19 protein-coding genes are annotated in these 25446 nt (G+C 68.6%); 5 read left to right on the top strand and 14 right to left on the bottom strand.

Annotated features, from left to right (window positions below; translation table 11 throughout):
* Positions 1–3: 3 nt before the first annotated feature.
* The 3 genes from ACOGXE_RS03955 to ACOGXE_RS03965 all read right to left on the bottom strand — a co-directional run bounded on the left by ACOGXE_RS03955 (position 4) and on the right by ACOGXE_RS03965 (position 6586).
* On the bottom strand, positions 4–3276 hold the full coding sequence (locus ACOGXE_RS03955) for a hypothetical protein (protein WP_419932650.1): 3273 nt from the start codon (positions 3274–3276) through the stop codon (positions 4–6).
* 26 nt (positions 3277–3302) lie between these two features.
* Entirely contained in the window at positions 3303–5477 is a 2175-nt protein-coding gene (locus ACOGXE_RS03960; protein WP_419932651.1) for a SpoIID/LytB domain-containing protein, read from the bottom strand.
* 128 nt (positions 5478–5605) lie between these two features.
* Entirely contained in the window at positions 5606–6586 is a 981-nt protein-coding gene (locus tag ACOGXE_RS03965) for a GDP-mannose 4,6-dehydratase (RefSeq protein ID WP_419932652.1), read from the bottom strand.
* Between the two features lie 148 nt (positions 6587–6734).
* On the opposite strand from ACOGXE_RS03965, the gene ACOGXE_RS03970 reads away from it, so the two are divergent.
* Genes ACOGXE_RS03970 through cofE form a run of 3 tightly spaced genes read left to right on the top strand, consistent with a single transcriptional unit; the run spans position 6735 to position 9920 of the window.
* A complete protein-coding gene (locus ACOGXE_RS03970) occupies positions 6735–8234 on the top strand; it encodes a cell wall-binding repeat-containing protein (protein WP_419932653.1) in 1500 nt (499 codons plus the stop codon).
* On the top strand, positions 8231–9193 hold the full coding sequence (cofD, locus tag ACOGXE_RS03975) for a 2-phospho-L-lactate transferase (protein WP_419932654.1): 963 nt from the start codon (positions 8231–8233) through the stop codon (positions 9191–9193). Before ACOGXE_RS03970 ends, cofD begins: the two co-directional genes overlap by 4 nt.
* Before the next feature lie 16 nt (positions 9194–9209).
* Positions 9210–9920 carry a coenzyme F420-0:L-glutamate ligase gene (cofE, locus tag ACOGXE_RS03980; RefSeq protein WP_419932655.1) on the top strand — a complete coding sequence of 237 codons (711 nt, stop codon included), beginning with the start codon at positions 9210–9212 and terminating at the stop codon, positions 9918–9920.
* Here the strand turns inward: cofE and ACOGXE_RS03985 are convergent.
* The 7 genes from ACOGXE_RS03985 to ACOGXE_RS04015 form a co-directional block, all read right to left on the bottom strand.
* The gene (locus ACOGXE_RS03985) at positions 9917–10960 is read right to left on the bottom strand and encodes a sugar phosphate nucleotidyltransferase (protein WP_419932656.1); all 1044 of its coding nucleotides are present in this window, start codon (positions 10958–10960) and stop codon (positions 9917–9919) included. The two genes, cofE and ACOGXE_RS03985, sit on opposite strands and share 4 nt — an antisense overlap.
* A complete protein-coding gene (locus ACOGXE_RS03990; RefSeq protein ID WP_419932657.1) occupies positions 10957–11781 on the bottom strand; it encodes a hypothetical protein in 825 nt (274 codons plus the stop codon). Before ACOGXE_RS03990 ends, ACOGXE_RS03985 begins: the two co-directional genes overlap by 4 nt.
* A gap of 153 nt (positions 11782–11934) precedes the next feature.
* On the bottom strand, positions 11935–13308 hold the full coding sequence (locus ACOGXE_RS03995; protein WP_419932658.1) for a UDP-glucose dehydrogenase family protein: 1374 nt from the start codon (positions 13306–13308) through the stop codon (positions 11935–11937).
* On the bottom strand, positions 13305–14909 hold the full coding sequence (locus ACOGXE_RS04000; RefSeq protein ID WP_419932659.1) for an LCP family protein: 1605 nt from the start codon (positions 14907–14909) through the stop codon (positions 13305–13307). Before ACOGXE_RS04000 ends, ACOGXE_RS03995 begins: the two co-directional genes overlap by 4 nt.
* Positions 14906–16273, bottom strand: a complete 1368-nt coding sequence (locus ACOGXE_RS04005) for an FAD-dependent oxidoreductase (protein ID WP_419932660.1) — start codon at positions 16271–16273, stop codon at positions 14906–14908. The genes ACOGXE_RS04000 and ACOGXE_RS04005 overlap by 4 nt, the downstream gene beginning before the upstream one ends.
* Before the next feature lie 60 nt (positions 16274–16333).
* Positions 16334–17497, bottom strand: coding sequence for a molybdopterin-synthase adenylyltransferase MoeB (gene moeB / locus ACOGXE_RS04010; RefSeq protein WP_419932661.1), 1164 nt, complete (start codon positions 17495–17497; stop codon positions 16334–16336).
* Between the two features lie 105 nt (positions 17498–17602).
* On the bottom strand, positions 17603–18400 hold the full coding sequence (locus tag ACOGXE_RS04015; protein ID WP_419932662.1) for an SIR2 family NAD-dependent protein deacylase: 798 nt from the start codon (positions 18398–18400) through the stop codon (positions 17603–17605).
* A 245-nt stretch (positions 18401–18645) separates the two neighbouring features.
* Here ACOGXE_RS04015 and ACOGXE_RS04020 point away from each other — a divergent pair, with 245 nt between their 5' ends.
* Entirely contained in the window at positions 18646–19290 is a 645-nt protein-coding gene (locus tag ACOGXE_RS04020; protein WP_419932663.1) for a hypothetical protein, read from the top strand.
* A gap of 15 nt (positions 19291–19305) precedes the next feature.
* On the opposite strand, the gene ACOGXE_RS04025 is transcribed toward ACOGXE_RS04020, so the two are convergent.
* Positions 19306–20802: a leucyl aminopeptidase gene (locus ACOGXE_RS04025; protein ID WP_419932664.1), complete on the bottom strand. Its 1497-nt coding sequence runs from the start codon at positions 20800–20802 to the stop codon at positions 19306–19308.
* Positions 20803–20809: 7 nt separating this feature from the next.
* Positions 20810–21721 (bottom strand): biotin--[acetyl-CoA-carboxylase] ligase, encoded by a 912-nt coding sequence (locus ACOGXE_RS04030; protein ID WP_419932665.1) that lies wholly within the window; start codon positions 21719–21721, stop codon positions 20810–20812.
* 81 nt (positions 21722–21802) lie between these two features.
* On the opposite strand from ACOGXE_RS04030, the gene ACOGXE_RS04035 reads away from it, so the two are divergent.
* Positions 21803–23566 (top strand): acetyl/propionyl/methylcrotonyl-CoA carboxylase subunit alpha, encoded by a 1764-nt coding sequence (locus ACOGXE_RS04035; RefSeq protein ID WP_419932666.1) that lies wholly within the window; start codon positions 21803–21805, stop codon positions 23564–23566.
* Here the strand turns inward: ACOGXE_RS04035 and ACOGXE_RS04040 are convergent.
* Together ACOGXE_RS04040 and ACOGXE_RS04045 are read right to left on the bottom strand one after the other, a co-directional pair.
* The gene (locus ACOGXE_RS04040; RefSeq protein ID WP_419932667.1) at positions 23563–24579 is read right to left on the bottom strand and encodes a glycosyltransferase family 2 protein; all 1017 of its coding nucleotides are present in this window, start codon (positions 24577–24579) and stop codon (positions 23563–23565) included. The genes ACOGXE_RS04035 and ACOGXE_RS04040 overlap by 4 nt on opposite strands.
* A gap of 70 nt (positions 24580–24649) precedes the next feature.
* Complete coding sequence (locus ACOGXE_RS04045) at positions 24650–25444, bottom strand: ABC transporter permease (RefSeq protein ID WP_419932668.1); 795 nt, start codon at positions 25442–25444, stop codon at positions 24650–24652.
* Positions 25445–25446: the final 2 nt, after the last annotated feature.

Here is a 25446-nt window from a genome sequence, read left to right on the forward strand (position 1 = left end):
TTCTCATCGCGTCGCCCGCCTCACGAGCGCCGAAAGGCGGTTGACGAGCGGGGTGGGCTGGCCGATCGCCACCCAGAGCAACGCCAGCCAGATAAGCACCTGGGCGGTGATCCGGTTAGTCACGGCGACCGAACGCTCGAAGCTCAGCTCGGCCTGACCGCTCTGGGGCGGATCGAAGCGCATCGCCCAGCCCAAGGCGGGTGCCGGCTCGACTGCTGCATCTCCGGCATCGCCAACCTGCAGGCGCCATCGGGGATCGTAGGACTCGGCAACCAGCACCGTGCCGGTCCCCACCGGTCCCAATTGGCTCGTGGCTGACCGGTGATCGGTGAGCACGCCGATGCCGTCGGTCAAGTCGCTCACCACGAGGTCTACCGGGTCAGTGGCAAAGCCAGCCGGGATCGGCCGGGAGAACTGCGCCCGCGAGGACCACCACGCCTCGTTGCGGAACACCTGCACCGACGGATCCGCCGCGAGCGGGCGCAGGTCGATCTGCGAAGCGAGCGCCTCCGCCACAGCCGGCGACACCGGTCGGTCCCAGCCTTCGGTGTACGAGGGTCCCGAGCGCTCCACTACCACGACATACCTGATGCCGAACGAGCCCAGCAGCCGTCCCAGTCGCAATGTGTCGCCCGCCAGCCCGACCCGGATGGCCTCTGCCAGACGTTCATCGCCAGGTGTGGGCGGTAGGGCCCACGAGTGCCGGATGTCGGGAAATCCCCGCACTGACGTCCCAGCGGCAAGTCCCTCCACGCCGAGATCGGTGCCGCGCAACGGCAGGACTTCGGAAGCGCCGAGCCACAGCACCCGGTAGTCAGGTCCGACATCGCGATCATCGACCAGAGCCAGCGGTACCCGGTGGTCGAAGCTCGGCGCCGACCAATCACCGTCGATCGAGGCCCATGCGGTCGGCAGCACCATTGCGCCCACCGCGATGCCGCTCAGCAAGACCATCGCGCCGCGCATCTGCGTCGGCGCGTCGCCGTCCGCAGCTGCAAGAGCTGCCGGTCCTGCTGCTGCTGCCCAGCACAGGCCGACGGCCCCAAGCGTCAAGGACACCTCCGCGAGCGAGTGTCCCAACGCTGGGCCATCGATCAGCTCCTCAGCCCAGCCGGCGACGATGACCCACGCGAGGGCGAAGCCGGCCAGCCCGACCAGCCAGCCGCGCACTGACAGCCACAACCGGCCTCCCCGTCCAATCAGCAGCGGCACTGCCGCAGCAACCAGCAGACCCCAGCTGAGCGGCAGCTCGCCGAGCGGACCGGTCTGGAACCGCAGCAGCTCTGCCAGCGACGAGGGCGTTGACGAGGTGCGGCTGCCGAGCGAGACATCGAGGTAGGCCCGCAATGAGTCGAATTCGAGCAGCCAAGACAGATGCGCAAGCCCTGCGAGTGCCACGGCGACGGCAACCCGCAGCAGTCCGAGGATCGGCGCGCCGAGCGGTTGGCCCTGCGCCATGCGCCTGACGAACTCCGCCATGGCAAGGGTCAGTCCCGACGCGGCGGCCAGCACCACGATGAACGGCTCGAAGGCCGCCGCCACGGCAAGGAGCAGGGAAAGCGATGCCACCCTGGCGGCGACGCCACGCCGGCTTGCATCGCTCCGAGGCCGAGACACCGACGGGTTCACCAGGCGATGGACGAGCAGCACTATCGCAGGCGCAGACCCGTACGCCAGCAGCACGTCCCAGCGGCCGGTCGCCAACGCGTTGTACGGCAACGGGCAAGCGGCATACAGCACCAGGGCAACCAGCCGGCCGTTGCGGCTCGGCCCGCTTCGATCCGTGCTGTCCTGATGCTGGCCAGCGGCGCACAGCCGCCACATGCCGAGGGGGCCCGCAAGCAGCAGACTCCAGATGGCGATGTTTCTCAGGAGTCCGGTCGCGCCGAGCAGCACGGTGCCGCCCAGCCCCAGCAGGCCCATGGCGGCAGGGCCGATCCCGGCAGCGCCGACCCCGCTCTCACGCCAGCCGTCCAGGTACGCCCCGAGCATGGTGCCCGCATCGGGAAAGTGCGCGAACTGGCCGTGTGCCCCGATGCCGCCTGTCAGCAGGTGGCGTGAGCCGAAGGCGATCAGCCCCAGCACCCCGAGCCAGACCACCCACACCGTCCGGTGCGCATTGCGCCGCCACGTGCCCAGGATGCTCTCGTCGATCGTGGTCCGTGCCGCCAGCCCGCCTTCGGGGCTCAGGCGGTAGCGGAACCAGTCGGCGACCCGCACGGAGCCGCCCTGCTGCAATCGGCGCAGATCGGCGTCCCGGACGCGCCGGTAGCGCTTGGCAGCACCTCGCAGAGCGAAGGTGCCGCCGATGTGGCGTGCGTTCCACGCCCAGGCCAGCGCTACATCCGAGGCCTGAGCGAAGCGCCCGCGCAGCAGGGCAAGCAGCACCTCGCCGACGGCGAGCACTGCCGCAAGCGCCACGGCCGGCAGCAGGTACACCCACCCGTAGCACTTCGCCATCGTGCGCAGCCGGGACCGGTGCTCGTGCTGGCGCGCCGAGGGCCCGTGGGCGGGAGCTGCCGGGTCAAGCCGCAGCACCCCGGTTGCAGATGGCACCACACGGACCCGTGCACCCGAGAGCTGTATCCGCCAGCACAAGTCGACGACGGCGCCGTCGCCCTCGAGCGCTGGGTCGAAGCCGCCGACGATGCGGAAGATGTCCTCCCGCACGAGCATCGCCTCAGTGGGGGCCACGAACAGGTCTCGGGCCTCATCGTGCTGTTCCTGGTCCAGCTCGTCCTGCCCGGCGACGGGAATCCGGACGCCCAGACGGTCCGCTGTGCCGCCGAGATCGCGCAGCGTCAGGCCGTCCTCGGCATCGAGCAGCTTGGGACCGGCGACACCGACGATCCGTCCCGGGACGTTCTCGGCATCTTCGATGAGGACACTGATGGCGTCGGGCGCAAGAGCGACACGATCGGACAGGAACAGCAGATAGTCCGCTCCCCGCACCAGCGACGCTCCGCGATTGTTGACTACACCCATCCGCTGGCGGTGGCCCGTGCGACCTCGACCCCGCCGGGACGGCACGGGATCGGCAACGGCTGCGGTGGGAAACAGCTCACGGACCCGGCGGCCCTGCTCACCGTGTGCATCGCACAGCACCAGCACGGCAAGCCGCGGGTAGTCCTGCGCTTCGAGCGCCCGCAGGGTGATCTCGGTATCGGACCACCGCGAGCCCGTCGTGACGATGGCCGCAACCGCAGGCGGGGGCGCCAGAACCGCCGGTTCCGACGCAGCGGGCGGCGGCTGCTCCCCCGATGTCGGCGAGCTCACGGCCGGCTCACTTCTCTCACGATTGGTTACCGCACCGCTTCGGCCGCGACGACGCCGAGTCCCGCCCGGGAAGTGCGGTAGTCCGGCGCGTCCCCGTAGTTGAAGCTGGTGCCGTCGCTCCACACCAGCCAGTAGCCGTCACCGCTGGCGGTAGCGGCGAACCCGACGGCTCGCAGCCGGTTCTGGCGATCCGCGCGGTCGCCGTGATGGTCTGCGGCGCCGATGGCATGCACCGCCGTGTCGGCGCCGGCGATCCAGTAGCCGCCGCCGTCAGGCTCGACGGCGAGGCCGATCCCGGCCGCGCCACTGCGCAGGAGCGGACCGCAGCCGAGGTCGCGCGCGTCGCCGAAAGCCAGGACGCGGCCGTCGTCCAGCGCCAGCCAGTAGCCGTCACCGGTCGGCGAGGACTCGATGTCGACGACTTCCGCAGCCAGCCAGAGGTGCGCGATTGCGCCCCAGTGTGCCGCGGCGCCGAATGCGAAGACGTTGCCCCGGCTCGTCGCGAGCCAGTAGCCGTCCCCATCGGGTTGCGCAGCCATCGCCACGACGGGATCATCGCTTCCGGCACCCACAGCGTTTCCGTGATAGCCGGCGTCGCCGAAGGACTGGACATCACCGCCGGACGTAGCGAGCCAGTAGCCGTCCCCATCGGGATGCGCAGCCATCGCCGCGAACCGGTCGGATGACGATGGCGGCGTTCCGTTGCCGAGATGCTCGGCGGACCCATCAGCAAACACCGTGCCGTCGGACTTCAGCACCCACAGGCCGGGGCGGGCCGTCCCCGTCGACGGATCCGGCTCGACGGAGGTGGGACGCTCGCAGGACTGGCCGTCGGGGAACTGGGGGAAGCGGTACCAATCAGACCTGAGCGAGAACTTCTTGCGGAAGGGATCGCGTGCCCACCGGTTCCACTGCCCGTCGCTGACACCCGAGTAGCCGTCGAAGTCCTCAACGCCATCGGTGCCCACGATGCGCATGCCGCGGGTCCGCCCGCCCCACGCGCCGTTGCCGTTGCGGTGCGTGACCTCGATGCAGACCAGGCTGCCGATGCTCGGGTAGGCGGCCTCGATGTCCGATCTGCTGATCCGGTACTCCCACGCATGGTTGGAATTGCCGGCCGTCGAGTCGCCGAGATCCTGGACTCCGGGGAACCGGGACCCTTCGTCGAGCCCGGCCGTCCAGCCGCCGCTGGAGGCGTGGAACTCTGCAAACGCAATCGATCCGTCGTCGTGGACACGGACATGGCCCGCCGTGCTGCGGATCGCGGTGTTGGTGTGGATATAGCGGGTGCCGTGATCGAGCGCCTGCCCGTCGCGCGCGGCGCCTGCGTACACCTGACAATTCCACCAGTCGCAGGTGTCGGTGAACCTCCCTTGGCTTCCGCTGCGCGCGCGCGAGGCTGCCAGCGAAAGCACGTACGAACGTGCCGCGATGGCCTGCGCTTCGAGCGCGGCGATGCCACGCCCGCCGCCCGCCGCGCCCCACTCGGGGATGCTCTCGCGGGGCACGACGCCACGCAGGTACTGCTCGAGCGGTACCCGGTTGAACGAGAACGGGCCGTTCTGATCCACGATGCCGAGGACGCCCCGGTAGGCGGTCCTGCGTGACTCCACCGCTGCATCCCGACCGTCGCAGTAGATCATGACCAAGAGCTGCGATTGGTCGTCGACGGCGTAGTCGCTGTTCGCAGGCACCGCTTCGACATACCGGTCGCCGCGGCGGCTCGACGCCGAGAGCCCGCTGGCCACCAGGTCGCCGCGGCGCCCGCATCCGCTGTTCGAGCGCACCCAGAAGTCGCCGGCGCTGACGCCGATCCGCACGACATCGCCGCTGTCGAAGCGGTGTCCAGCCACGGTGAACGCGGACGCGGACGTGACGAGCAGGTCATTGCGGTCGTTGCCGGTGAGATGCACCCAGATGTCGGGATTGCTCACGCTGGAGCGGACCGTGTTGCTGTAGTAGTGCTGGACGATCTGATCGCTGGTCCAGCGATGGTCCACCGCGTAGCCCAGCGCACCCCACTGGCTGAGCCCGTTGCCGTGCCCGAAGCCTCGGCCCTCCACGACGATGACGCTCGGGGCCAGCTCGGCCTGCTGAGCGCCGGCCGGCGTCGCGGCGAACGCCAAGGAACCGGCCGCCACCGAACACGCCACGGCCGCGCAGGCAAGCTTGCGCAGATGTGCTGCCGCGCGCCGCGGCATCGGGAGTTCCCGCACTCCTGTAGTGGTACCGGCCTGCGGGCGGCGCCCGTCGGATATCGCGCCGTTCCGGGCTCGCCCGCGCCAGCGCCATCCGCTGCCCGCAGGGCGAGATGCCTGCATCGGAGTCGTCACGTGAGCTTGCGCCGCTCGATCTCGATGTCGCTCGTGACCATCGTGGTGACCAGCTCTTCGAATGACATCTGGGGCGTCCACCCGAGCACCCGCTCGGCTTTGGATGCATCACCGACGAGCAGATCGACCTCGGCGGGCCGGAAGAATCGGGGATCTATCCGGACGTGCCGCTCCCAGTCGTCGATGCCCGCAGCGGCGAAGGCAAGCTGTACGAAATCGCGCACTGCGTGGGTCGTGCCGGTCGCGATGACGTAGTCGTCGGGCTCGGGCTGGCGGAGCATCAGGTGCATAGCGCGCACGTAGTCGCCGGCGAAGCCCCAGTCGCGCTTGGCGTCGAGGTTCCCGAGCGCCACCTCGTCCTGGAGGCCGAGCTTGATGCGCGCCACGGCGTTGGTGACCTTGCGAGTCACGAATTCGAGACCGCGCCGCGGCGACTCGTGATTGAACAGGATGCCGCTGCAGGCGAACAGCCCGTAGCTCTCGCGGTAGTTCACCGTGGTGTGGTGGCCGAACACCTTGGCCGAGCCGTACGGGCTGCGAGGGTGCAGCGGCGTCAGCTCGTTCTGAGGCGTCTCGCGCACTTTGCCGAACATCTCGCTGGAGGAGGCCTGGTAGAAGCGGATCGGGTTGTCCACGCCACCCACCAGCCGGATGGCCTCGAGCAGACGCAGCACTCCCAGACCGGTGATGTTGGCGGTCAGCTCGGGCTGCTTGAACGACAGCGCCACGAAGCTGATGGCGCCGAGGTTGTACACCTCGTCGGGCTGCGTGTACTCGAGGGCGGCGATGAGCGACGCGAGGTCGGCGAGATCGCCCGGCACCAGCTCGACATAGGGCAGATCGGCAGCCACTGTCTCCGAGCGCGGATTGTGCTGGCCGGTCATCAGCCCGACGACCCGGTATCCCTCGCCGTGCAGGTGCTCGGCCAGATACTGGCCGTCCTGGCCGGTGATTCCGGTGATGAGGGCCGTCGGCACGGGTCAGCTCCGGTTCTCCGAGTGCAGGGCGGGCGTGTGGACCGGAGATCAGGGTACGGGTCACCGCCGATGCTGTGAAGTCAGCGCCGCTCTCAGCCTCCGGCAGCCCTCACCCGCGTTGCCGACGGGTTCCGGTACGGTGCCGCGAATGGCACGTCGCCCGCATACTGGCTGGGTACGCCCGCTGCGGGCGCTGGCGGCGGCGCTGCTGGTCGGTACTGCTGTGGTCGGAATCGGAGACCTGGCGGGTGCCGCGTCGCGTGTCGATTCGGATCGGCTGTGGGGTGACGACCGCTACGAGACCGCAGCGGAGATTGCGGAGGAGTACGCATCTGCCGCCGGCCCGATCAACACAGCCATCGTGGCTTCAGGAGAGTCATTCGCCGACGCACTGGCGGCCACCCCGCTGGCTCGCGTGCGCAACGCGCCGATCCTGCTGTCTCCCCCCGATGCGCTGCATCCTGCGACCCGCAGATTCATTGAGCGTCACCGGATCGGCGACATCATCATCGCCGGCGGCGCCGACGCTGTCTCTCTCGAGGTCGAAGATGCGCTGGCCGGCTTGACTGGCAGCAGGCCGGAGCGGCTGGAGGGGTCCGACCGCTACCGGACTGTGGTCAGCATCGCCCGCGAAATCGACGCCAGCCAGATCGGCAGCTTCTGCGGCGATGGCCGACGTACCGCGCTGCTGGCGACCGGAGAGAAGTTCGCCGACGCGCTGGCGCTGTCACCGCTCGCCTTCGCGGGCCCGCATCCGGTGCTGCTCACCACACCCGACCGGCTGCCCACAGCAGTCGAGGACTATCTCACGGACTACACCATCGAGCAGGTGCTGATCGCAGGCGGACCTGCAGCAGTCACGGACTCGGTCAGAGCTGAGCTCGCCGCGCTCGGCATCAGAGTCCAGCGGCTGTGGGGGCAGGACCGCTTCGAGACCGCTGCTGAGATAGCCGGGGAACTCGCCGATCGCTGCTTCGGATCCGACGAATTCGGTCTCGCCGACGGCCGGAATTTCCCCGACGCACTGGTCGGCGGCGCATTGCTGGGCCTGCGTCGGGCGCCGCTGCTGCTGTCGGAACCTGCCTTGCCCGATGCGACTCGCAGGTTCCTGGCCGGCCCCGTTCCCGATGCGGGCACCGTGCAGCTCACGATCTTCGGCGGGCCCGCGGCGGTATCGGATTCCGCCGCGGCGGCGGCAACGGATGCGCTGAGGGGCCTCGACCGGGAGTGCGATCCGCGCGAAGACACCCCCGGGGTTCCGCGTGACGTGACGGTGCAGCCGCTCAACGGCGCTCTCGAGGTCCGCTGGAAGGCGCCGGACAGGGTCGGCAACAACGATCCTTCCGGCTACCGGATCAGGTACCGGCCCGTCGGCGGGCACTGGGTCACGATGCGCAACGTCAGTTCGCCTGCGACCGTCTCGGGACTGCAGAACACGGCCCTGTACGAGGTGCAGGTGCGAGCCGACGGCAGCCGCTACGAGGTGTGGAGCCCGAGCAGCTACGCGACGCCGTCAGATGCGATCGGAGCCGCTGCGCCATCGACGTCAGGCAATCGCAGCCGCACTGCCAGCACAGTGTCACTCGCCGCAGCGCAACCGGCGAACACCTCAGGACCGGACTGCCCACCCCGGCCCGCCACCGCATGACTCCCGGTCAGACTGAGACCGTTGCCGTGCTGGCCGGAGGCGTCGGAGCGGCCCGGTTCCTGCGCGGGCTCCTGCGTGTGCGCCGGCCGACCGACGTGACCGCCATCGTCAATGTAGGCGACGACTTCACGCTGCACGGATTGAACATCAGCCCTGACCTCGACACGGTGACCTACACGCTGGCCTCGGTAATCAATCCCGAAACCGGCTGGGGCCGCGCCGGCGAGTCATGGCGCGTGCTGACAGAACTCGGCCGGCTCGGGGGCCAGGACTGGTTCCAGCTCGGCGATCTGGACCTGGCGCTGCACCTCTACCGCACCCAGCGGCGGAGCGAAGGCGCATCGCTGTCGCAGGTGACTGGCGAGATCGCTGCCAGCTTCGGTCTCGAGCTGACGCTGCTGCCCGTCAGCGACGACCAGATCCAGACCCGCATCACGCCCGCCGAGCCCACCGGTGCCGCCGAGATCGACTTCCAGGACTACTTCGTCGCCCAACGGCACGGCATTTCGATACGCGCCGTCCGATTCGCCGGCATCGACACCGCCCGACCGGCACCCGGCGTGATAGAGGCGCTGTGGGGTTCCGCGGTCGTGGTGGTGGCGCCGTCGAACCCGTTCGTGTCCATCGGCCCCGTCGTGGATGTGCCCGGCGTCCGCGAGGTCCTGGCGCAGCGTCGTCACAGCGTCGTCGCTGTCTCGCCCATCGTCGGCGGCGCATCGATCAAGGGACCTGCCGGCGCGATGATGACCGAGTTGGGTCACGAGGCGAGCGCCGTGGGTGTCGCGCGGCTCTATGCAGAATTCGCCGGCACCTTGGTGATCGATGACGCTGATCGTGACTTGGCGCCGGCAGTGTCGGACGCCGGCATGTCACCGGTGGTCGCCGACACCATCATGAGCAGTCCGGAGCGGGCCGCCGCATTGGCGCGCACAACGCTCGAGGCTGTGAGCGGGTCATGAGAGAAACGAGAACCGCGTGACCATCGAATTGCTGCCCGTCGAAGGCATCGGCGAGATCTCCCACGGCGACGATCTCGGCGCCGTCATCTGGGACGCCTGCGAGACGTCGCCCGGCGGTCTGCAGGACGGCGATGTGCTCGTCGTGACGCAGAAGATTGTCTCCAAGGCTGAGGGCGCCATGGAGCAGATCGACCCCGACGACCCGCTGTCGCACAAACCCCTCGTCGAGCGCGAGTCGGTCCGCATCCTGCGCCGCCGGGGCGATCTCATCATCAGCGAGACCAAGCACGGGTTCATCTGCGCCAACGCGGGAATTGACCTGTCCAACGTCGAGCGGGGCTACGCAGCGCTGCTCCCCGACGACAGCGATCGCTCCGCCAACAAGATCCGTGACCGCATCCGGGCGCTGTCGGGCCGCACCGTCGGCGTGATCATCTCCGACACGTTCGGACGCCCATGGCGGCGCGGTGTCACCGACGTGGCCATCGGCTGTGCAGGCATTGCTGCCGTCGTCGACTTGAAGGGCACTGCTGATGCGCTCGGACGCGAGCTGATGGTCACCGAGGTGTGCGTGGCCGATGAGATCGCGTCGGCTGCCGACCTGGTGTGCGGCAAGGCACGGGGCGTGCCGGTCGCGGTCGTGCGCGGGGTGGACCCGAGCTGGCTGCGGCGCGCGTCCGTGCGCTCGGAGATCATCAGGGACCCCGCCGAGGACTTGTTCCGCTAGCTGTCGGAAGCGGCGGCTGGCTGGCGCTGCGAGCGCAGCACAGCGCCCGGAGCGATCTGCTCGCCCGTGCCGACCACCGAGAAATCGCTGAGCACTGCTCCCGCTCCGATCACGACATCCCGTCCGAGCACCGAGTCGATCACGACGGCACCCTCGGCGAGACGGCAGCCCTCCCCCACAACCGATCGCTGCACGACAGCACCGGGGCCGATCTCGCACCCACGACCGATGACCGATGTGCGGATCTGCGCCTCGGCATCGATGCCGTCCGCCACCGCAGCGATGCCGTCCGCCACCTTGGCGCCAGCGCGCCGGCCCTCGAGAATGTCCAGGTTCGCGGCCAAGTACTGCTGCGGTGTGCCCGTGTCGAGCCAGTACGTGTCCGAGACCGACGCGACCAGTGTCCCGTCAACGACGATCTGAGGGAAGATCTCTCGCTCGATCGACACAGGCCGGTCAGGCGCGATGCGATCGAGCACCCGTGAGGTCAGCACGTAGGTGCCAGCGCTGATGGTCGGCTGCCTGCGGTGCGGCAGCGCTGCGGATGCCGAGCCCGGCTCCGGCTTCTCCGAGAACGACAGCACCCGGCCAATCGGATCGGTCACCACGAGGCCATACGGCGACGGATCGGCGACCGGCTGCAAGGCGATCGTGGCTTCGGCGCCGGAGTTCTCGTGCATGTGCGCCAGCGCGGCCACATCGAGATCGGTCAGCACGTCGCCATTGAGCACCAGAAAGGTTCCCGTAATGCCGCTGGCCTCCGCAGCAAATCGCACGGCACCTGCGGTGCCGCGAGGCTCCGGCTCGACTGCGATCTCATAGGGGAGCTGCGCGATGCGGCCCAGCGGGTACGCCGCGGTGAATGCCTCAGCCCGGTAGCCCAGCGAGAGCACCACCTCGTCGACCCCGTGCCGCAACAGATGCTCGCAGACCCACTCGATCATCGGCCGCCCGCACACTGGCAGCATCTGCTTGGGCGTGTCGTTGGTCAGCGGGCGCAGCCGGGTGCCGAAGCCGCCCAGCAGCAGGATCGCCTTCACTCAGCAGGCTCTGAAGTCTCCGACGGCTCGGAGGTGACGGGAAGGTCGCCCTCAAGCGGCTCGCTGCCGCCGCCGTCATCGAGCACCGGCCCCTCTTCGGTCGAGCCATCGATCAGCGGCTGATCCTCCGGCGGCAGATTGAGGTAGGCCCGCAGGAATGCGTCGTCGGGCCGCGGAACGTCGGCGTTGTCCACGCTCGGGTGGACGAACGCGAACACGAAGATCTGGCCGTCGTCGAGGAAGCGCACGTCGCGCAGGTCTTCGGTGAACGCCAGCGCTTTCTCCGCCTGCAGGGTCTCCCAGCGCATGATGCGCAACTCGGCGCCCGGCTCGGCGACATCGGGGTCGTCGCTGCCGGGGTCGGGAGACGCACAACCCTCTCCGGACTCATCGAGAACGGTTCCGTCCGGCAGCTCGATCCTGGAGTCGGTCAGCTCGAACTCGATCTCCCGCATGAACGCGCCCACGGTGGCGAACTGGCCTGTGACGCCGGTGTGGAAGGGGTGGATGTGGATGAGCCCGTCACCATGGGTGTGAATGCCCGACTGGTCGTCGACATCGTTGGGGTAGAGGTCGAGGATGAAGTCGTCGCAGTCGTAGATCGCGTAGAGCGAATGCCAGTGATCGCCCAGGCGTGGCGGGCCCGCCGGAGCATTCGCAGATCGCTCATTGCGGGCCACCAGGATCAGCACGACACCCAAGAGGACGACGAGGAGCATTGCTGCCGGGAACAGGAAGTCGCGCCGGGGGCGAAAGCTCCTGCCGCCTCCGCCGGCGCTCGCTGCTTTGGCAACCTTCTTGGCAGCGGCTGATCTCGCCATACGGGGCGACAAGCTACCGGCGCTCGGAGCCAATGGGTGCGCCCGCGGCGGAGGCGGCACGAGATTCTGCGACCAGCGATCCAGCAGGTCGCAACGTCGCAGAATCTCGTGCCGCCTCCGCCGCTATGGCATCAGTTCGTTCACGCGCCGGCGTTACCGCCGGCCGAGTCCCTCGTAGGCGAAGCCTGCGGCGCGCAGCTCGATGGGATCGAGCAGGTTGCGTGCGTCCACGATGCGAGCCGCGGTCATCAGCGATGCTGCTCGCGGCCAGTCGAGGGCCGCGAATTCGGGCCACTCGGTCAGCACGACCGCGACATCGGCACCGTTCAGAGCTTCGTACACCGAGCCGCGGACGCCTAGTGCCGCCGGCAGCTGCGAGGCCATGTCCGGATGATCATCGAGGTCGCCCACAGCCGGGTCGTATGCCACGAGGCGCGCCCCCGTCGCACTGAGCCGATCGACAACCCTCAGCGCAGGAGAACCGCGCAGGTCGTCGGTCCCGGCTTTGAAGGTCAGCCCCATCACGGCCACGGTGATGCCGTGAAGGTCGGGGGGCCGCACGGCCCCGTCACCGGAATCAGGATCAACCCGCTCGTTCGGTCCGTCGGCCACCATGCGGGCAACTTTGGCCACCACCCGATCGAGCTGCTGCTCGTTGACTGCGATGACCCCTTCGAGCAGGTCGAAGACGTAACCCGCGTCGTTGGCGACCGACACCAGGGCACGCGTGTCCTTCGGCAGGCACGAACCGCCCCAGCCTGGACCGGGTTGCAGGTACGCGGAGCCGATGCGGTGATCGGTACCCACCCCGGCCAGCACCGTGTCGACGTCGGCGCCGACCGCTTCGCATACGGCGGCGAGCGCATTCACGAAGGAGACCTTGGCGGCCAGGAAGGCGTTCGCTGCGTACTTGACGGTTTCGGCCGACGTGGGATCACCGAGGATCACCGGCGCTTCCACATCTCCGTACAGCTCTGCGACCCGACGTGCCACTGAGGGATCGTCGGCCCCGATGACGATCCGATCGGGTGCCAGGAAATCGGCCACCGCCGAGCCTTCCCGCAAGAACTCGGGGTTGGAGGCCAGCGCCACATCGGTCCGCCCGAGCGCTGCCGCGATCTTGGGGGCGGTGCCCACCGGAACCGTCGACTTCGTCACGACGACCGAGCCAGGCTGCAGCCGTGATGCCACCGAATCGAGTGCTGCCATCAAGTAGCTCAGCTCGGTCTCGCCGTCCGCACGCAGCGGCGTCGGCACGCAGACGAAGACGAAGTCGCATGCAGCCGCGACAGCCTCGGCCGAGATCACGAACCGTAGGCGGCGCTGGGCGATGCCGTCCCTCACCAGCCGATCGAGACCGTTCTCGCGAATCGGCACGATGCCGGCCGACAGCGACGCCACCTTGGCCCGGTCGATGTCGGCACAGATGACGTCATGGCCGAGATGGGCGAAGCAGGCAGCCGTGGTGAGGCCGACGTAGCCGGCGCCGACCACGAGAATGCGGTGTTCGGACGATGGGTCGCTCATGGCACAAGCCGATCGGCAGACGGCACGTCGACCCTCCGGTAGCCCGGATCGACGCGAGGCGGCTCGTCGCCGACGTGCAGGATCACCGTGGTTGCGTCGAGCTGAGCATGGCCGGCGAAGTCTGGCACAGGTACCAGATGACTGGCCAGCAAGCCAGCCGCCAGACGCCCCTGCGGAGCCAGATAGACGACGGTGCCCTGCGGTGGGTCGCCGATGCCCTCGGGCACGGCCCCCGCCGCCACGGCGTCGAACCCGAGCTCAGAGAGCGCCGCCGCAACCCGGTGCCGCGCGGCGCCGGTGACCTGCACCCGCACGCGCGACTCGACGACGTCGTCCCATCCGATGCCCCGGAACACATCCAGGACGCGTTGATTGTGCTCAGCGCGCTGCGGGTCGAGCCCGAGCGACCATCTCACGGGCTCGTGTACGTCCACCACCCGCAGCTTGTAGTCCTCGACGTCGGCATCGACATCGATGCCGACGAACTCGTCGGCGAGCCTCCGGCCGTCGCTCGCAATGCTCAGCGTGTCGGATGTGGATACGTGGTCGGCTGCGATGTCCAGCACCGCGAGCAGGTTGATCGGGTTGGCGAGCAACACCGGTGCGACTTGGGCAGCAGCGGTGCGCATGAACTCACGCTGGCGGTCAGTGCGGGCGAGATCGTTCCAGGCGCCGTGGCGCTGCCAGGTGCCATCAGGCAGCTGCTCTTCGAGATGACGGCTGCGGACGTATGCGAGCGCCTGCCTGCCGTCGAGGAGGTAGGTGCCCGCCCCGGTGACGAACCCGCTGCGGCTCTCGGTCGGATCGGTCGCGTTCTCCTTGGGCTGGTCACGCAGTGGCCGGCCGAAGGTCATCTCAACGCCGCCGACAGCGTCCACCAGCCGCAAGAACGCCTGGAAGTCCACCTCGACGAAGTGCTGCAGGGTGATGTCGAGGTTCTCCTCGACGGTGTCGATCAGGCGTGCGGCGCGCCCCGCCGTCGTACGGTCGCGGTTGTAGGCGCTGTTGATCTTGGCGACGACGCCGGTGCCGGCGATGTCGCTGGTGCCGGCGATCTCGGCCGCCAGGTCCCGCGGGATGGACATCATCGCCGCAGTGCCGTCGTCGCGCAGGCGGATCACCATGATCACGTCCGCGAGCCGATTGAAGTCGGAGTGGCCAGCGCGCAGCGGATCGTCAGCAGCGAGCCCCACGGGGCTGTCCGTGCCGACGATCAGGTAGTTCTCGCCGGCCGGACCGCCCGGCAGCACTGGCTCGCCCGCTTGCACGTCGGCGGCGGCTGACGAGTCCGACTGGTCGCCTGGCCCGTCGCCGGATCCGACGCCGTCGCCCGCGATGCCTCCCTGGTCGCTGCTCGCATCGCCTCCGCTTGTCGAGCTGTCGGGATTCGCCTCCATGGTGCCCGGCAGATCCATCAGCACATCGGCGGCAGTCACCGGCCGCTGAGGAGCAGACGTCAGCACGTCAGCCAACTCGTGGCGCTCAATCCGGCCGAGCTGCAGCAGCACGTAGGCAGACACGCCGGTTGCCGCCGCACCCATGAGCGTCAGCACTGCCAGTGAGATCAGAATGAGGCGAGACCGCCAGCTGCGGTGCTTCACTCAGCTGCCTCGGAGAGCGCCTCGCTCAGGGACGGATACACGAACAAGCTCTCGGCGATGTCCTGGACGCGCAGGTTCGCGCTGACGGCCAGCGCCACCACCGAGATCAGCTCGGCCGCGTGGCGGCCCACGATTGAACCGCCCAGCACCTGACCCGTCAGCGGATCGGACACGATCTTGACGAAACCGCGGGGGTTCTCCTCGATGAGTGCCTTGGCGTTCGCGCCGAACGGCACCTTCGTGACACGGATCTTGCGACCCGTGGCGAACGCCTCCGCCTCGGCGAGCCCGACATCGGCAATCTCAGGCTCGGTGAAGATGGCAGATGCCGCCTTGTCGTAGTCGAGATGGCGGTGCGGGCGGGTTTCGTGCAGGCCCATCGCGTGCTCGACGATCTTGCGCCCCTGCATGGCCGCCACCGACGAGAGCGGCAGTTTGCCCGACAGGTCACCGGCGGCGTAGATGCTCGGCACTGACGAGCACAGGTTGTGGTCCACCTCCACGTACCCCTCGCCGTCGACTCGAACCTCGGTGTTCTCCAGTCCCAGACCGTCGCTGTTGGGGATGGAGCCGATGGCGAGCAGGGCGTGCGTTGCCCGCACCGTGCGCCCGTCGCTGCAGATGACATCGACGATGTCACCGTCGCGCACGATGCTCGTGGCGCGCGCGCCCTTGAGCATGGCCACGCCCAGATCGCTGAACGTCTGCTCCAGCACGGCGGCGGCTTCGGGGTCCTTGTGCGGCAGGACCTGCTGCCGGCTCACGATCAGCGTGACCCGGGAGCCCAGCGAGGTGAACATGTGCACGAACTCCACGCCGGTCACCCCTGAGCCCACCACGACGAGATGCTCGGGAAGCTCTGCGGGCGGGTACGCGTCACGCGTGGTCAGGATCCGCTCGCCGTCGATGGGCGCCCACTCGGGGATGCGAGGACGGCTGCCGGTCGACAGCACGACGACATCGGCCGACAGCTCCACCGCGCCGTCGGCGGTGTCTGCGCAGATTTCGTTGGGCCCGAGCAGGCGGCCCGAGCCCGACAGGATCCGCACGCCCTGGCTGACCAGCATCTGGCGGGCGACCTCCGCGAGGCGGTCTTCGATATCGCCGATGCGCTGGCGAAGGTGCGGAGTGTCCACCGACGTGGACACATTGGCCAGGCCCAGCTCGTCAAGATGGCCGGCGAAGCTCAGCGCCGAGCCGGTGGCGATCATGGTCTTCGACGGCACGCAGTCCCGCAGGTGGGCGGAACCGCCCACGATGTCGCGCTCGATGAGCGTCACGTCCGCGCCGTAGCGCGCCGCGTAGGTGGCGGCCGAGTGGCCCGCCGGGCCGCCGCCGATCACGACGAAGCGCTTCTGGGCCATGGACCCGCAGCGTACCGGTGCCCCCCGGCCTCACTGTCGTCGCGGCCCCGCCGGGCTGGCTCAGCTCAGCGTGGGGCTGCAGAGACCGTCGAGCTCGCTGACGGTGATGCGCTCGCGATTGGCGTAGGTGACCTCGTTGGCGGGGTCGGCACGCAGCCGGAACTCGCGGAAGGTCATCTCCAGGGAGTCGAAGGCGACAATACGGCCGGACAGCGAATCGCCGACGCCGAGTATCAGCTTGATGGTCTCGAGCGCCTGGATCGAGCCCACGATTCCCGGCAGCACGCCGAGCACCCCGGCCTCCGCGCACGACGGGGCAAGCTCTGCGGGCGGGGGCTCGGGCAGGTAGTCGCGATAGGTCGGGCCGTTCTGCGGATCGAACACGGTGACCTGGCCTTCGAAGCGGAAGATCGAGCCGTGCACCACGGGAATGCCCAGCTTCACCGAAGCGTCGTTGAGCAGGTACCGGCTCGGGAAGTTGTCCGCGCCGTCCACGATCACGTCCCAGCCCGACAGAATCTCCATCACATTGTCAGCACCCAGCCGCGTGTCGTAGGTGACCACGTTGACGTCGGGGTTGAGCGCCGTCAGGGTTTTCTTGGCCGAGTCCACCTTGCGGTCGCCGACACGATCCACGTTGTGGAGAATCTGGCGCTGCAGGTTGGACTCGTCGACCACGTCCATGTCGATCACGCCGAGTGTGCCGACACCGGCAGCAGCCAGATAGAGCGCAGCCGGCGAGCCGAGGCCGCCTGCGCCGAGCATGAGCACTCTGGCCTCGAGCAGCTTGAGCTGCCCGGCTTCGCCCACCTCGGGCAGCAACAGATGACGCTGGTACCGGTTCCGCTGCTCGGGGCCGAGCGAAGCCGGGGTCGACCACGGGCGGCCCTCGTCCTTCCAGCGACCGAAGCCACCGTCCATCGAGACCGAATTGGGATAGCCCAGCTCGGCGAGCGTCTTGGCGGCGAAGGCCGACCGGACACCGCCGGCGCAGTAGATGATGATCTCCGCATCGTGGTCGGGCACGCGGTTCTCGATCTGGGCCTCCAAGTGCCCGCGCGGAATGTGGATCGCGTCTGCGAGCGCGCCTTGCTCGTACTCGTCGGGCTCGCGCACGTCGAGCACAACAGGCGAGCGCTCGTCGATCCATCCGGCTGCGGTCGCCGTATCAATCTCGGTGATCTCGCGCTTGGTGGCTGTCAGCAGTTCGCGGAACGAGGGCATCGGGGCCTCCCTGTTCGTCGCTTGGAGTCGCGTTCGGTAGCGCCCAGTCCTCCGACCAGGCTCGGGCCCTAAATCCTACCTATCCGGTCGGGAATTGGTCGCCGGTCACGCGAGGCGGGGCGCGCCGCCGCAGATCTGGGGGAGCACTTCGGAGATCGACCGGCGGAGCACCATGTCGGCGAGGTGGTCCATCTCGGTGGGCTCGGCGTTGACGATCACGATGCGCGCCCCGGCGGATTTGGCCGCCGGCACCACCGCAGCGATGGGGTACACGGCCAGCGTGGTGCCCACCGCCAGCATCAGATCGCAGTTCTCGGCCGCGATCTGCGCTCGCAGCAGGTCCCGTGCAACGAGCTGCTGGCCGAAGCTGATGGTTGCGCTCTTGAGAATCCCGCCGCAGACGGGACACGGCGGGTCGTCCTCGCCGAGCCGTACGCGATCGAGCACCACACCCATCTCGGCTCGGTAGTCGCACTCCAGGCAGGCAACCTCGCGGATGGTGCCATGCACCTCCACGATCTTGTCGGGGTCGGATCCGGCGTCGTGGTGCAGCCCGTCCACGTTCTGCGTCAGCAGCGACACCAGCTTGCGCCGGCGCTCCAGCTGCACCAGGGCCCGGTGCCCCTCGTTGGGCTCAGCGCCCCACGCGCGGTGGTCCATGCGCGCCCGCCAGGCCAGCACGCGCACCTCAGGATCGGCCAGGTAGTTCTGCAGGGTCGCCTGCTTCTCCGCGGCGGGGTTCTTGGTCCACACGCCGTTGGGGCCGCGGAAATCCGGGATTCCCGAGTCCGTGGAGATCCCGGCGCCGGTCAGCACCGTGACGGCGCTCGCCTCGTCGATCCAACCGGCCACCGTCCGCACATCGTCCTCGAAGCCGGATCCGGAGTTGGTCCCCGTGCTCATGTCTCACAGTCTGACTGATGGTGCGGCACCGGGTTTGACGGGCGTTATGTACTTTACAATATATTTCATTATGTATCAATATTTTCTGATATACAAGAACTGGGCCGCGGATGAGTACCGATTGCGGCCGGACACCGCACGACACTGTGGAGGAGATCCAGTTGCCAGCCGAACAGATGCCCACACTTCCCCCACCGCCCAGACCCACGGACGCTGACCGCACCGCACCGGCAACGCTGCAGCTGGTGGGCGGCACATCAACGGTGCATGACAAGCCGCGAGCCCCTGCAGCCGAGCCGCTGCGGGTCCTGCGGGCGCGGTCGTGGGATGACCCCAAGCTGGCTCGCCGCGGCCACGATCCGCGCTCTGCCTACGTGGAACGCTTCTGGGTTGCTGTCCTGGGTCCGAGTGCCGTGTGGTTTCTGCGGCTGCTCGCACGCGAGTTCGACGAACTGGCGCCGGACGAAGAGCTGCGGCTGGATCTCGACACCACCGCCCGGCGGCTCGGGCTCCAGCATCGCGGCGGCCGCACGAGCACCTTCATGAGAACCGTCGACCGCTGCGCCATGTTCGGTCTGGCGTACTTCACCGACGACGCAGTGCTCATGGTGCGCAGGCACCTGCCATCGGTGCCGCGCCGGCTGCATGATCGCATGCCCCAAGAACTGCGTGACGAGGTGGGGCACTGGTCGCGCACCGACGGGCAGGCCGACTTCTCGGTCGGCGAAACCCGCCTGCTCGCCTCATGCATGCTGATGCTCGGCCACGGCCTGCACGAATCGGCCGAGCGCCTCGTGACGCTCGGATTCGCGCCCAATGCCGCCAATGAGGCAACTGCGTGGGCCTGGGCGCAGCACTGCACCCGACCACGTCCGCGTGGGCGCAACTAGCCGCCCGGCGGCGTGTCACCAACCACAGATCAACTCCACCAGCGTGCGCACGCCGAAGCCGGACGCTCCCTTGGACAGTTCTCCGCCGTCGGCGTCGGTGCGCACAGGTCCGGCAATGTCGAGGTGCACCCACGGTGTGTCGCCGACGAATTCCGACAGGAACAAGCCTGCGTGAAGCGTTCCCCCGTAGCGGTTCTTGCCGATGTTGCGCAGGTCGGCGATCGGCGAGTCGAGCTGCTCGCGGTACTCGGGCGGCAGCGGCAGGTGCCACAGCAGCTCTCCGGCAGCACGTGCTGCGGCCTGAGCACGTTCGATCGCCGCCGCGTCATTGCCCATGAGCCCCGCGTACTTGTCGCCCAGCGCCACCATGCAGGCACCCGTCAGCGTGGCGAGGTCAACGACCAGGTCAGGCTCTTCCTCGACGGCGAGCGACAGGCCGTCAGCCAGAACGAGCCGGCCCTCGGCGTCGGTGTTGAGCACCTCCACGGTCTTGCCATTGCGGATCCGCAGCACGTCTCCGGGCTTGGTGGCCGTGGGTCCGGGCTGGTTGTCGGTGCAGCAGCAGATGCCGGTGACGGCGACGTCGGGCGCCAGCCGGACGATGGCACTCATCGCCCCGATGACCGCAGCGGCGCCGCCCATGTCGATCTTCATCCACTCCATGCCTTCGAACGTCTTGAGGTTGAGTCCGCCGGTGTCGAAGGTGATGCCTTTGCCGACCAAGTGGACCGTGGCGCGCGGCGTGGCGGTCGGCTGCCAGCGCATCCGGATCAGGGCCGGCGGCTCCGTCGAGCCTGCGTTGACGCCCAGCAGCCCGCCGCATCGCTCGGCCGCGAGGCGTTCGCGATCCCATACCTCGACCGACGCCGTGCCGGCTGAGGCGTCGGCACCCGCAGAGGCCGCCTCCATTGCCTCGATGGCGGCATCAGCCAGCCCGTTCGCCGTGAGCGCACCGGCCGGCTGGTTGACGAGGTCGCGGGCCAGGGCGATGCCGCCGGCCACTGCAGCGGCGCGAGCCACCGCGGCCTCGGTGTCGGTGCCGTCAGGTGCAGCGAGCACAACACGGCCGAGCGCGTCGGCCTCGGGCGGGTCGCCCTTGTGCTCGTTGAACCCGTAGGAAGCCAGGAGCATGCCCTCGACCACTGCGCTGAGGGCGACATCGGCTCCGAGATCGTCGGCCGCCGCCGCCGCCAACGCTGACGTCAGCGAGTCGACCTTCGACGCGGCCCGCCAGAGGTTTGCCGCCGCCTTGCGAACATCGGCAGCAGTGAGCTCGTCGGAGCCGAGTCCGACTGCGATTGGCATCGTGTCGTCAGCAGTGCCGGCAATGCCGGCCATGAGCGCCGTGCCGCCGGCTGATCCGTCAAATCCGCTGGCTGCCAAGTAGTTCGGCGTGGCGCCCAGCGTGTCCAGCGCATCGCTGCGCACCGGTCGGTCGGCGGCCGCCGTGGGCGGCGCGGCGGCCGGATCGGTCACCACCTCAAAAGCGTCAGGCGAAACAGTCAGCGGCACAGCATCCTCACTCTCTCCGGGTTGTGTCGAGGGCGGGGCGCACGTGGACGACGTCCCCGACCGACACCGTATGGGTGATGCCGGCATCGTCGCAGACCAACAGCCGTCCTTCAGCATCGAGATCACTCGCCACCCCTTCAAGGCTGTGCCCATCCGCAGCGGGCGCACCGGTCGTCCGATCCAGCGAGACACGCACCCGTCGGCCCAGCGTGGCGGAGTTTCGGCGCGCCTCGTCCAGCACGGCGACTGCACCATCGCCGCTCTGCAACAGGAACTCGTAACGAGCATCCAAGCCCTCGAGTACCAGGCGTGCTAGCAGCGGCCGGTCCACGGGGGCGCCCGATTCCAGGTTCAAGCTGGTCGCTGCGCCCTCCAGCTCTGCAGGCACCTCCGGCCAGCCGGTGTTGAGGCCCATGCCCACGACCAGCGCCGACAGCAGTCCCTGCGTGCTGATGGACTCTGCCAGGATGCCCGCCAGCTTGCGGTTGTACCGGGGGGAGTCGTGGCTCGCGGCGTCGTGGTCGGCACCGCCGGCGATCACGAGGTCGTTGGGCCACTTCAACCGCGGCCGGACGCCGCTCACCTGCTCGCAGGCGTCGACGGCGGCCAGCCCGACTGCCAGCGTCACCAAGGCCGCTCGGGCCGGAGGCAGCCGTTCCGGCGGTGGTCGCAACAGCACGGACATCATGAGAGAGGTTCCCGGCGGTGCCGTCCAGCGGCGGCCGCGGCGGCCGCGGCCGGCAGTCTGCAGATCTGCGATGAGCACTGTCCCTTCGGGTGCTCCCTGGCGGGCTCGATCCAGCAGCTCGGTGTTGGTCGAGCCGATCTCGTCGTGCCACTCGACGTCGGTGAAGCGGGTGCCTGCGACTGAGCGGAAGTGCGGTGAGTCGAATTGTCCCGGGCTGCGCTCGGCAGGCACGCAGCGACAGTACCGGTAGCGAACAAGAGCGGGGAGCAATAGCGTCGCCCATCTATGTCCTGCCGTTCGGGGGCCTGATCCGTGTTCAGCAAGCTCCTCATCGCCAACCGGGGTGAGATCGCCGTGCGTGTCATCCGAGCGTGCCGCGAGCTGGGCATTCCCTCCGTCGCCGTGTACAGCGATCTGGACCGCGATGCCATGCACGTGCGGCTCGCGGACGAGGCCTTCGCCCTCGGCGGCCAGACCGCGGCGGAGAGCTACCTCAACACCGAGGCAATCCTCGACGTCATCTCCCGCTGCGGTGCCGATGCGGTCCATCCCGGTTACGGCTTCTATTCCGAGAACGCTGACTTCGCCCGGGCCATCACCGAGCGCGGCGTGACGTTCATCGGGCCGCCGCCCGAGGCCATCGAGGTGATGGGCGACAAGATCTCGGCGCGCCTGGCCGCCGAACGCTCCGGCGTTGCGGGCGTTCCGGGCACCACCAAAGTGATCACCGACACCGGCGAGGTCGCAGCATTCGGCGACGAACACGGTTACCCCATCGCCATCAAGGCGGCGTACGGGGGCGGCGGGCGCGGCATGAAGGTGGTCGTCGGGCCTGACGAGATCGAAGCCGCCCTGGCGTCGGCGCAGCGGGAGGCCGAAGCGTTCTTCGGCCGGGGCGAGTGCTACATGGAGCGGTACCTCACCTGGCCACGCCACATCGAGATGCAGATCATCGCCGATCACCACGGCAACGCTGTGTGGCTGGGCGAGCGTGATTGCTCCGCCCAGCGCCGGCACCAGAAGCTGGTGGAGGAGAGTCCTGCGCCGCTGCTCGACGACGCCGTCCGCAAAGCGATGGGCGATGCGGCGGTGGCCGTCGCCCGCGGCTGCAACTACACGAACGCCGGCACCGTGGAGTTCCTGTACCAGGACGGCGAGTTCTTCTACCTCGAGATGAACACCCGGCTGCAGGTGGAGCACCCGGTCACCGAGATGGTGACCGGCATCGACCTGGTCCGCGAGCAGATCCGGGTGGCCGCCGGGGAGCCGCTGTCGTTCACGCAATCGGAGGTGACCTCGGTCGGTCACGCAATCGAAGCGCGCATCAACGCCGAGGACCCCGCAGGAGGCCGCTTCCTGCCGTCTCCCGGCGCGCTGACGTCACTGCGCGTGCCCGACGGCTTCGGCATTCGCTGGGACGGCGGGTACGAGGCAGGCGACACCGTCAGCCAGTACTACGACAACCTCATCGGCAAGCTCGTCGTGTGGGGCTCCGATCGCCAGACTGCCATCGCCCGCATGCAGCGAGCCCTCAGCGAGCTGAGCGTCGGCGGCGTCGCGACCACCGCAGCAGCGCACACGCACATCATGGCCTCGGAGGATTTCCAGGCCGGCACCCACAGCACCAAATGGGTGGAAGAACGCCTCGACCTGAACGGGGTGACCGGCAAGATCGAGGCAGAGCCCCCAGCCGCGCCCGACGGTGACGACGCACCGCGCGTACGGCGCGACGTCGTGGTGGAAGTCGACGGCAAGCGCTTCTCGGTGAGTGCATGGGTGCCCGAGACAGCAGCGCCAGCCAACACCGGCAACACGGCTGCCCGCCCCCGTCGAGCGAGCGGCGGTGCATCGGCGGGCGCCGGCAACGGTCAGGTGACCGTCCCGATGCAGGGCACCATCGTCAAGATCCTGGTCGAGATGGGCCAAGAGGTCGCAGCCGGCGAAGGCGTGGTGGTGCTCGAAGCCATGAAGATGGAGAACAGCATCAACGCTGACCGCTCGGGCACGGTCACCGAGATCAAGGTCGAGCCGGGCGACACGGTGGGCGCCGGCGACGTAGTGGTCGTTATCTCCTAGACGTCTGCTTCGAGCGACTGCGGTTGTTCCGCGGCGGCTCGCTGCGCCTCGGCCGCTCGCTCCCTCAGCGTACCGACGTCGAGTTCTATGGCCCGCACCCGCCGCAGCGTTCGCTCGGCAATGACCCGGTTGGCGCGCAGCAGGTCCGCGAGCACGCCCAGCATCACCAACTGCATCGCCACGAGCAACGCAACGGCCCCGATGATGAGCGACTGAACGTGACCCGAGCCGCCCGAGGTCACCCAGAACCAGCCGAAGCGGCCGAAGAGAAACACACCGACTGCTGCAAACAGCGCAGCCGGCACGGCGAAAACCCGCAAAGGCTCGTGCATCGCGTAGACGCGGGCGATCGTTCCTGCCGCCCTGCGCACGTACTGCCGCTTGGACTTGAAGAGCCGTGATGGGCGGGAGGTGGGATTGACGCGCACATCGACATCGGTGATGGCGAGGTCGGACTTGCCAGCCTGGATCACTGTCTCGAGCGTGTAGGTAAACCGCGAGACAACGTTGGCGGCCAATGCGGCTTCCCGGCTGTAGGCACGGAAGCCCGAGGTGACATCCGCGACGTCGGTCCCCGAAGCCTGGCGCACGGTCCACGAGCCGAGTCGCTGAAGCCGCTTCTTCAGGGGCGAGAACTCCGGATGATTGCGGATGTCACGCGAACCGATCACCAGGTCGGCTCGGCCCGCCACGATCGGCTCGACGAGGCGGCTGATGTCGCCTGCGTTGTACTGGTTGTCGCCGTCAGTGTTGACGACGACATCAGCACCCATGCGCAGCGCTGCATCGAGACCGCTCGCGAATGCCACCGCAAGCCCCTTGTTCTGCGTGAGGCTCACCACAGCGTCCGCGCCGTGCGTCCATGCCACGTCGACCGTGCCATCGGTAGAGCCGTCGTCGATCACCAGCCACAGCACCTCGCTGAAGCCGTCCACCTGGCGCGGCAGCTCGCTCAAAGTCTGACCCAGCGTCTCTGCCTCATTGAGACAGGGGATCTGAATCACCAAGCGCACCCGCCCATTGTGTCGCGCGCCCGCCCGCTGCGGAGGCGGCAGGGAGTCCCGGTTGCCCGCCTTGGTGCGGTCAGTCGACGTTGAGGCGGCTGAGTCGCACAGTGGCGAGGGCGAGGCTGACAAGCGACACGCTTGCGAGCACGATGACGGACGTCACGAGCCCGTAGGTAGTGAAGCCGAGATCGACGTCGGCGATCTGCGAGAGCAGCGAGCGGGCGTAGCCGCGCAACGACAGCCGCTCGGCGAAATCGCCCAAGCCGACCGCCAAGCCCTCCCACAGCAGGATGTAGGCGATCCCCCACAGCACGGCTTTGCGGAACAGCAGGCCCAACAGCACGAACAGGCACGAGTACGCCACGGTGCCCAGCGCTGCCGCGGCCAGCGCTCCCAGCGCGACGCCTCCTGAATCGACAACGAAGTCAGCCGCGAACCAGCCGCCCAGCGTGGTCGGGATGACGCACAGCGGCAGCGACACCGTGACAGCCGCCACAGCTGCAGCCACCACCAGCGGGGCCCGGCCGATGGGGCGCAGCCACAGGTACACGAGTGTGCCGTCATCGCGGACATCGCCCAGCGAGGCTGCGGCGAACACCAGGGAGACGATCGGCACGATGACTATCAAGCCGAAGCCGTCGGCATAGTTGGCGCCGTTGAACAGTGCGCCGGCATTGGCGGGGCCCCCGCCGTTCGACGAGTTGCCCACAACCCAGCCGACGATGACCATGACGGCTCCGAGCGCGCCGAGCGCCGCCAGTCGGCCAGCCGAGACGATCTGGCGGATGAGGACCCGGTAGCACAACGCCGTCGCGCGCACGGCGCCGACACGACGCCGCTGTTCGGTGAGCGGCTGGGTGTCGTGCGCCACGC

The sequence above is a fragment of the Candidatus Poriferisodalis sp. genome, assembly GCF_965208555.1.
In the GTDB taxonomy this organism is placed as follows: domain Bacteria; phylum Actinomycetota; class Acidimicrobiia; order Acidimicrobiales; family Poriferisodalaceae; genus Poriferisodalis.

Excerpts from the sequence above, each read along its gene's own strand:
- cofD (WP_419932654.1), top strand. The coding sequence starts at position 8,231 with ATGACTCCCGGTCAGACTGAGACCGTTGCCGTGCTGGCCGGAGGCGTC.
- ACOGXE_RS04005 (WP_419932660.1), bottom strand. The coding sequence starts at position 16,273 with ATGGCCCAGAAGCGCTTCGTCGTGATCGGCGGCGGCCCGGCGGGCCAC.
- ACOGXE_RS03990 (WP_419932657.1), bottom strand. The coding sequence starts at position 11,781 with ATGGCGAGATCAGCCGCTGCCAAGAAGGTTGCCAAAGCAGCGAGCGCC.
- ACOGXE_RS03995 (WP_419932658.1), bottom strand. The coding sequence starts at position 13,308 with ATGAGCGACCCATCGTCCGAACACCGCATTCTCGTGGTCGGCGCCGGC.
- ACOGXE_RS04015 (WP_419932662.1), bottom strand. The coding sequence starts at position 18,400 with ATGAGCACGGGGACCAACTCCGGATCCGGCTTCGAGGACGATGTGCGG.
- ACOGXE_RS03960 (WP_419932651.1), bottom strand. The coding sequence starts at position 5,477 with ATGCCGCGGCGCGCGGCAGCACATCTGCGCAAGCTTGCCTGCGCGGCC.
- moeB (WP_419932661.1), bottom strand. The coding sequence starts at position 17,497 with ATGCCCTCGTTCCGCGAACTGCTGACAGCCACCAAGCGCGAGATCACC.
- ACOGXE_RS03970 (WP_419932653.1), top strand. The coding sequence starts at position 6,735 with ATGGCACGTCGCCCGCATACTGGCTGGGTACGCCCGCTGCGGGCGCTG.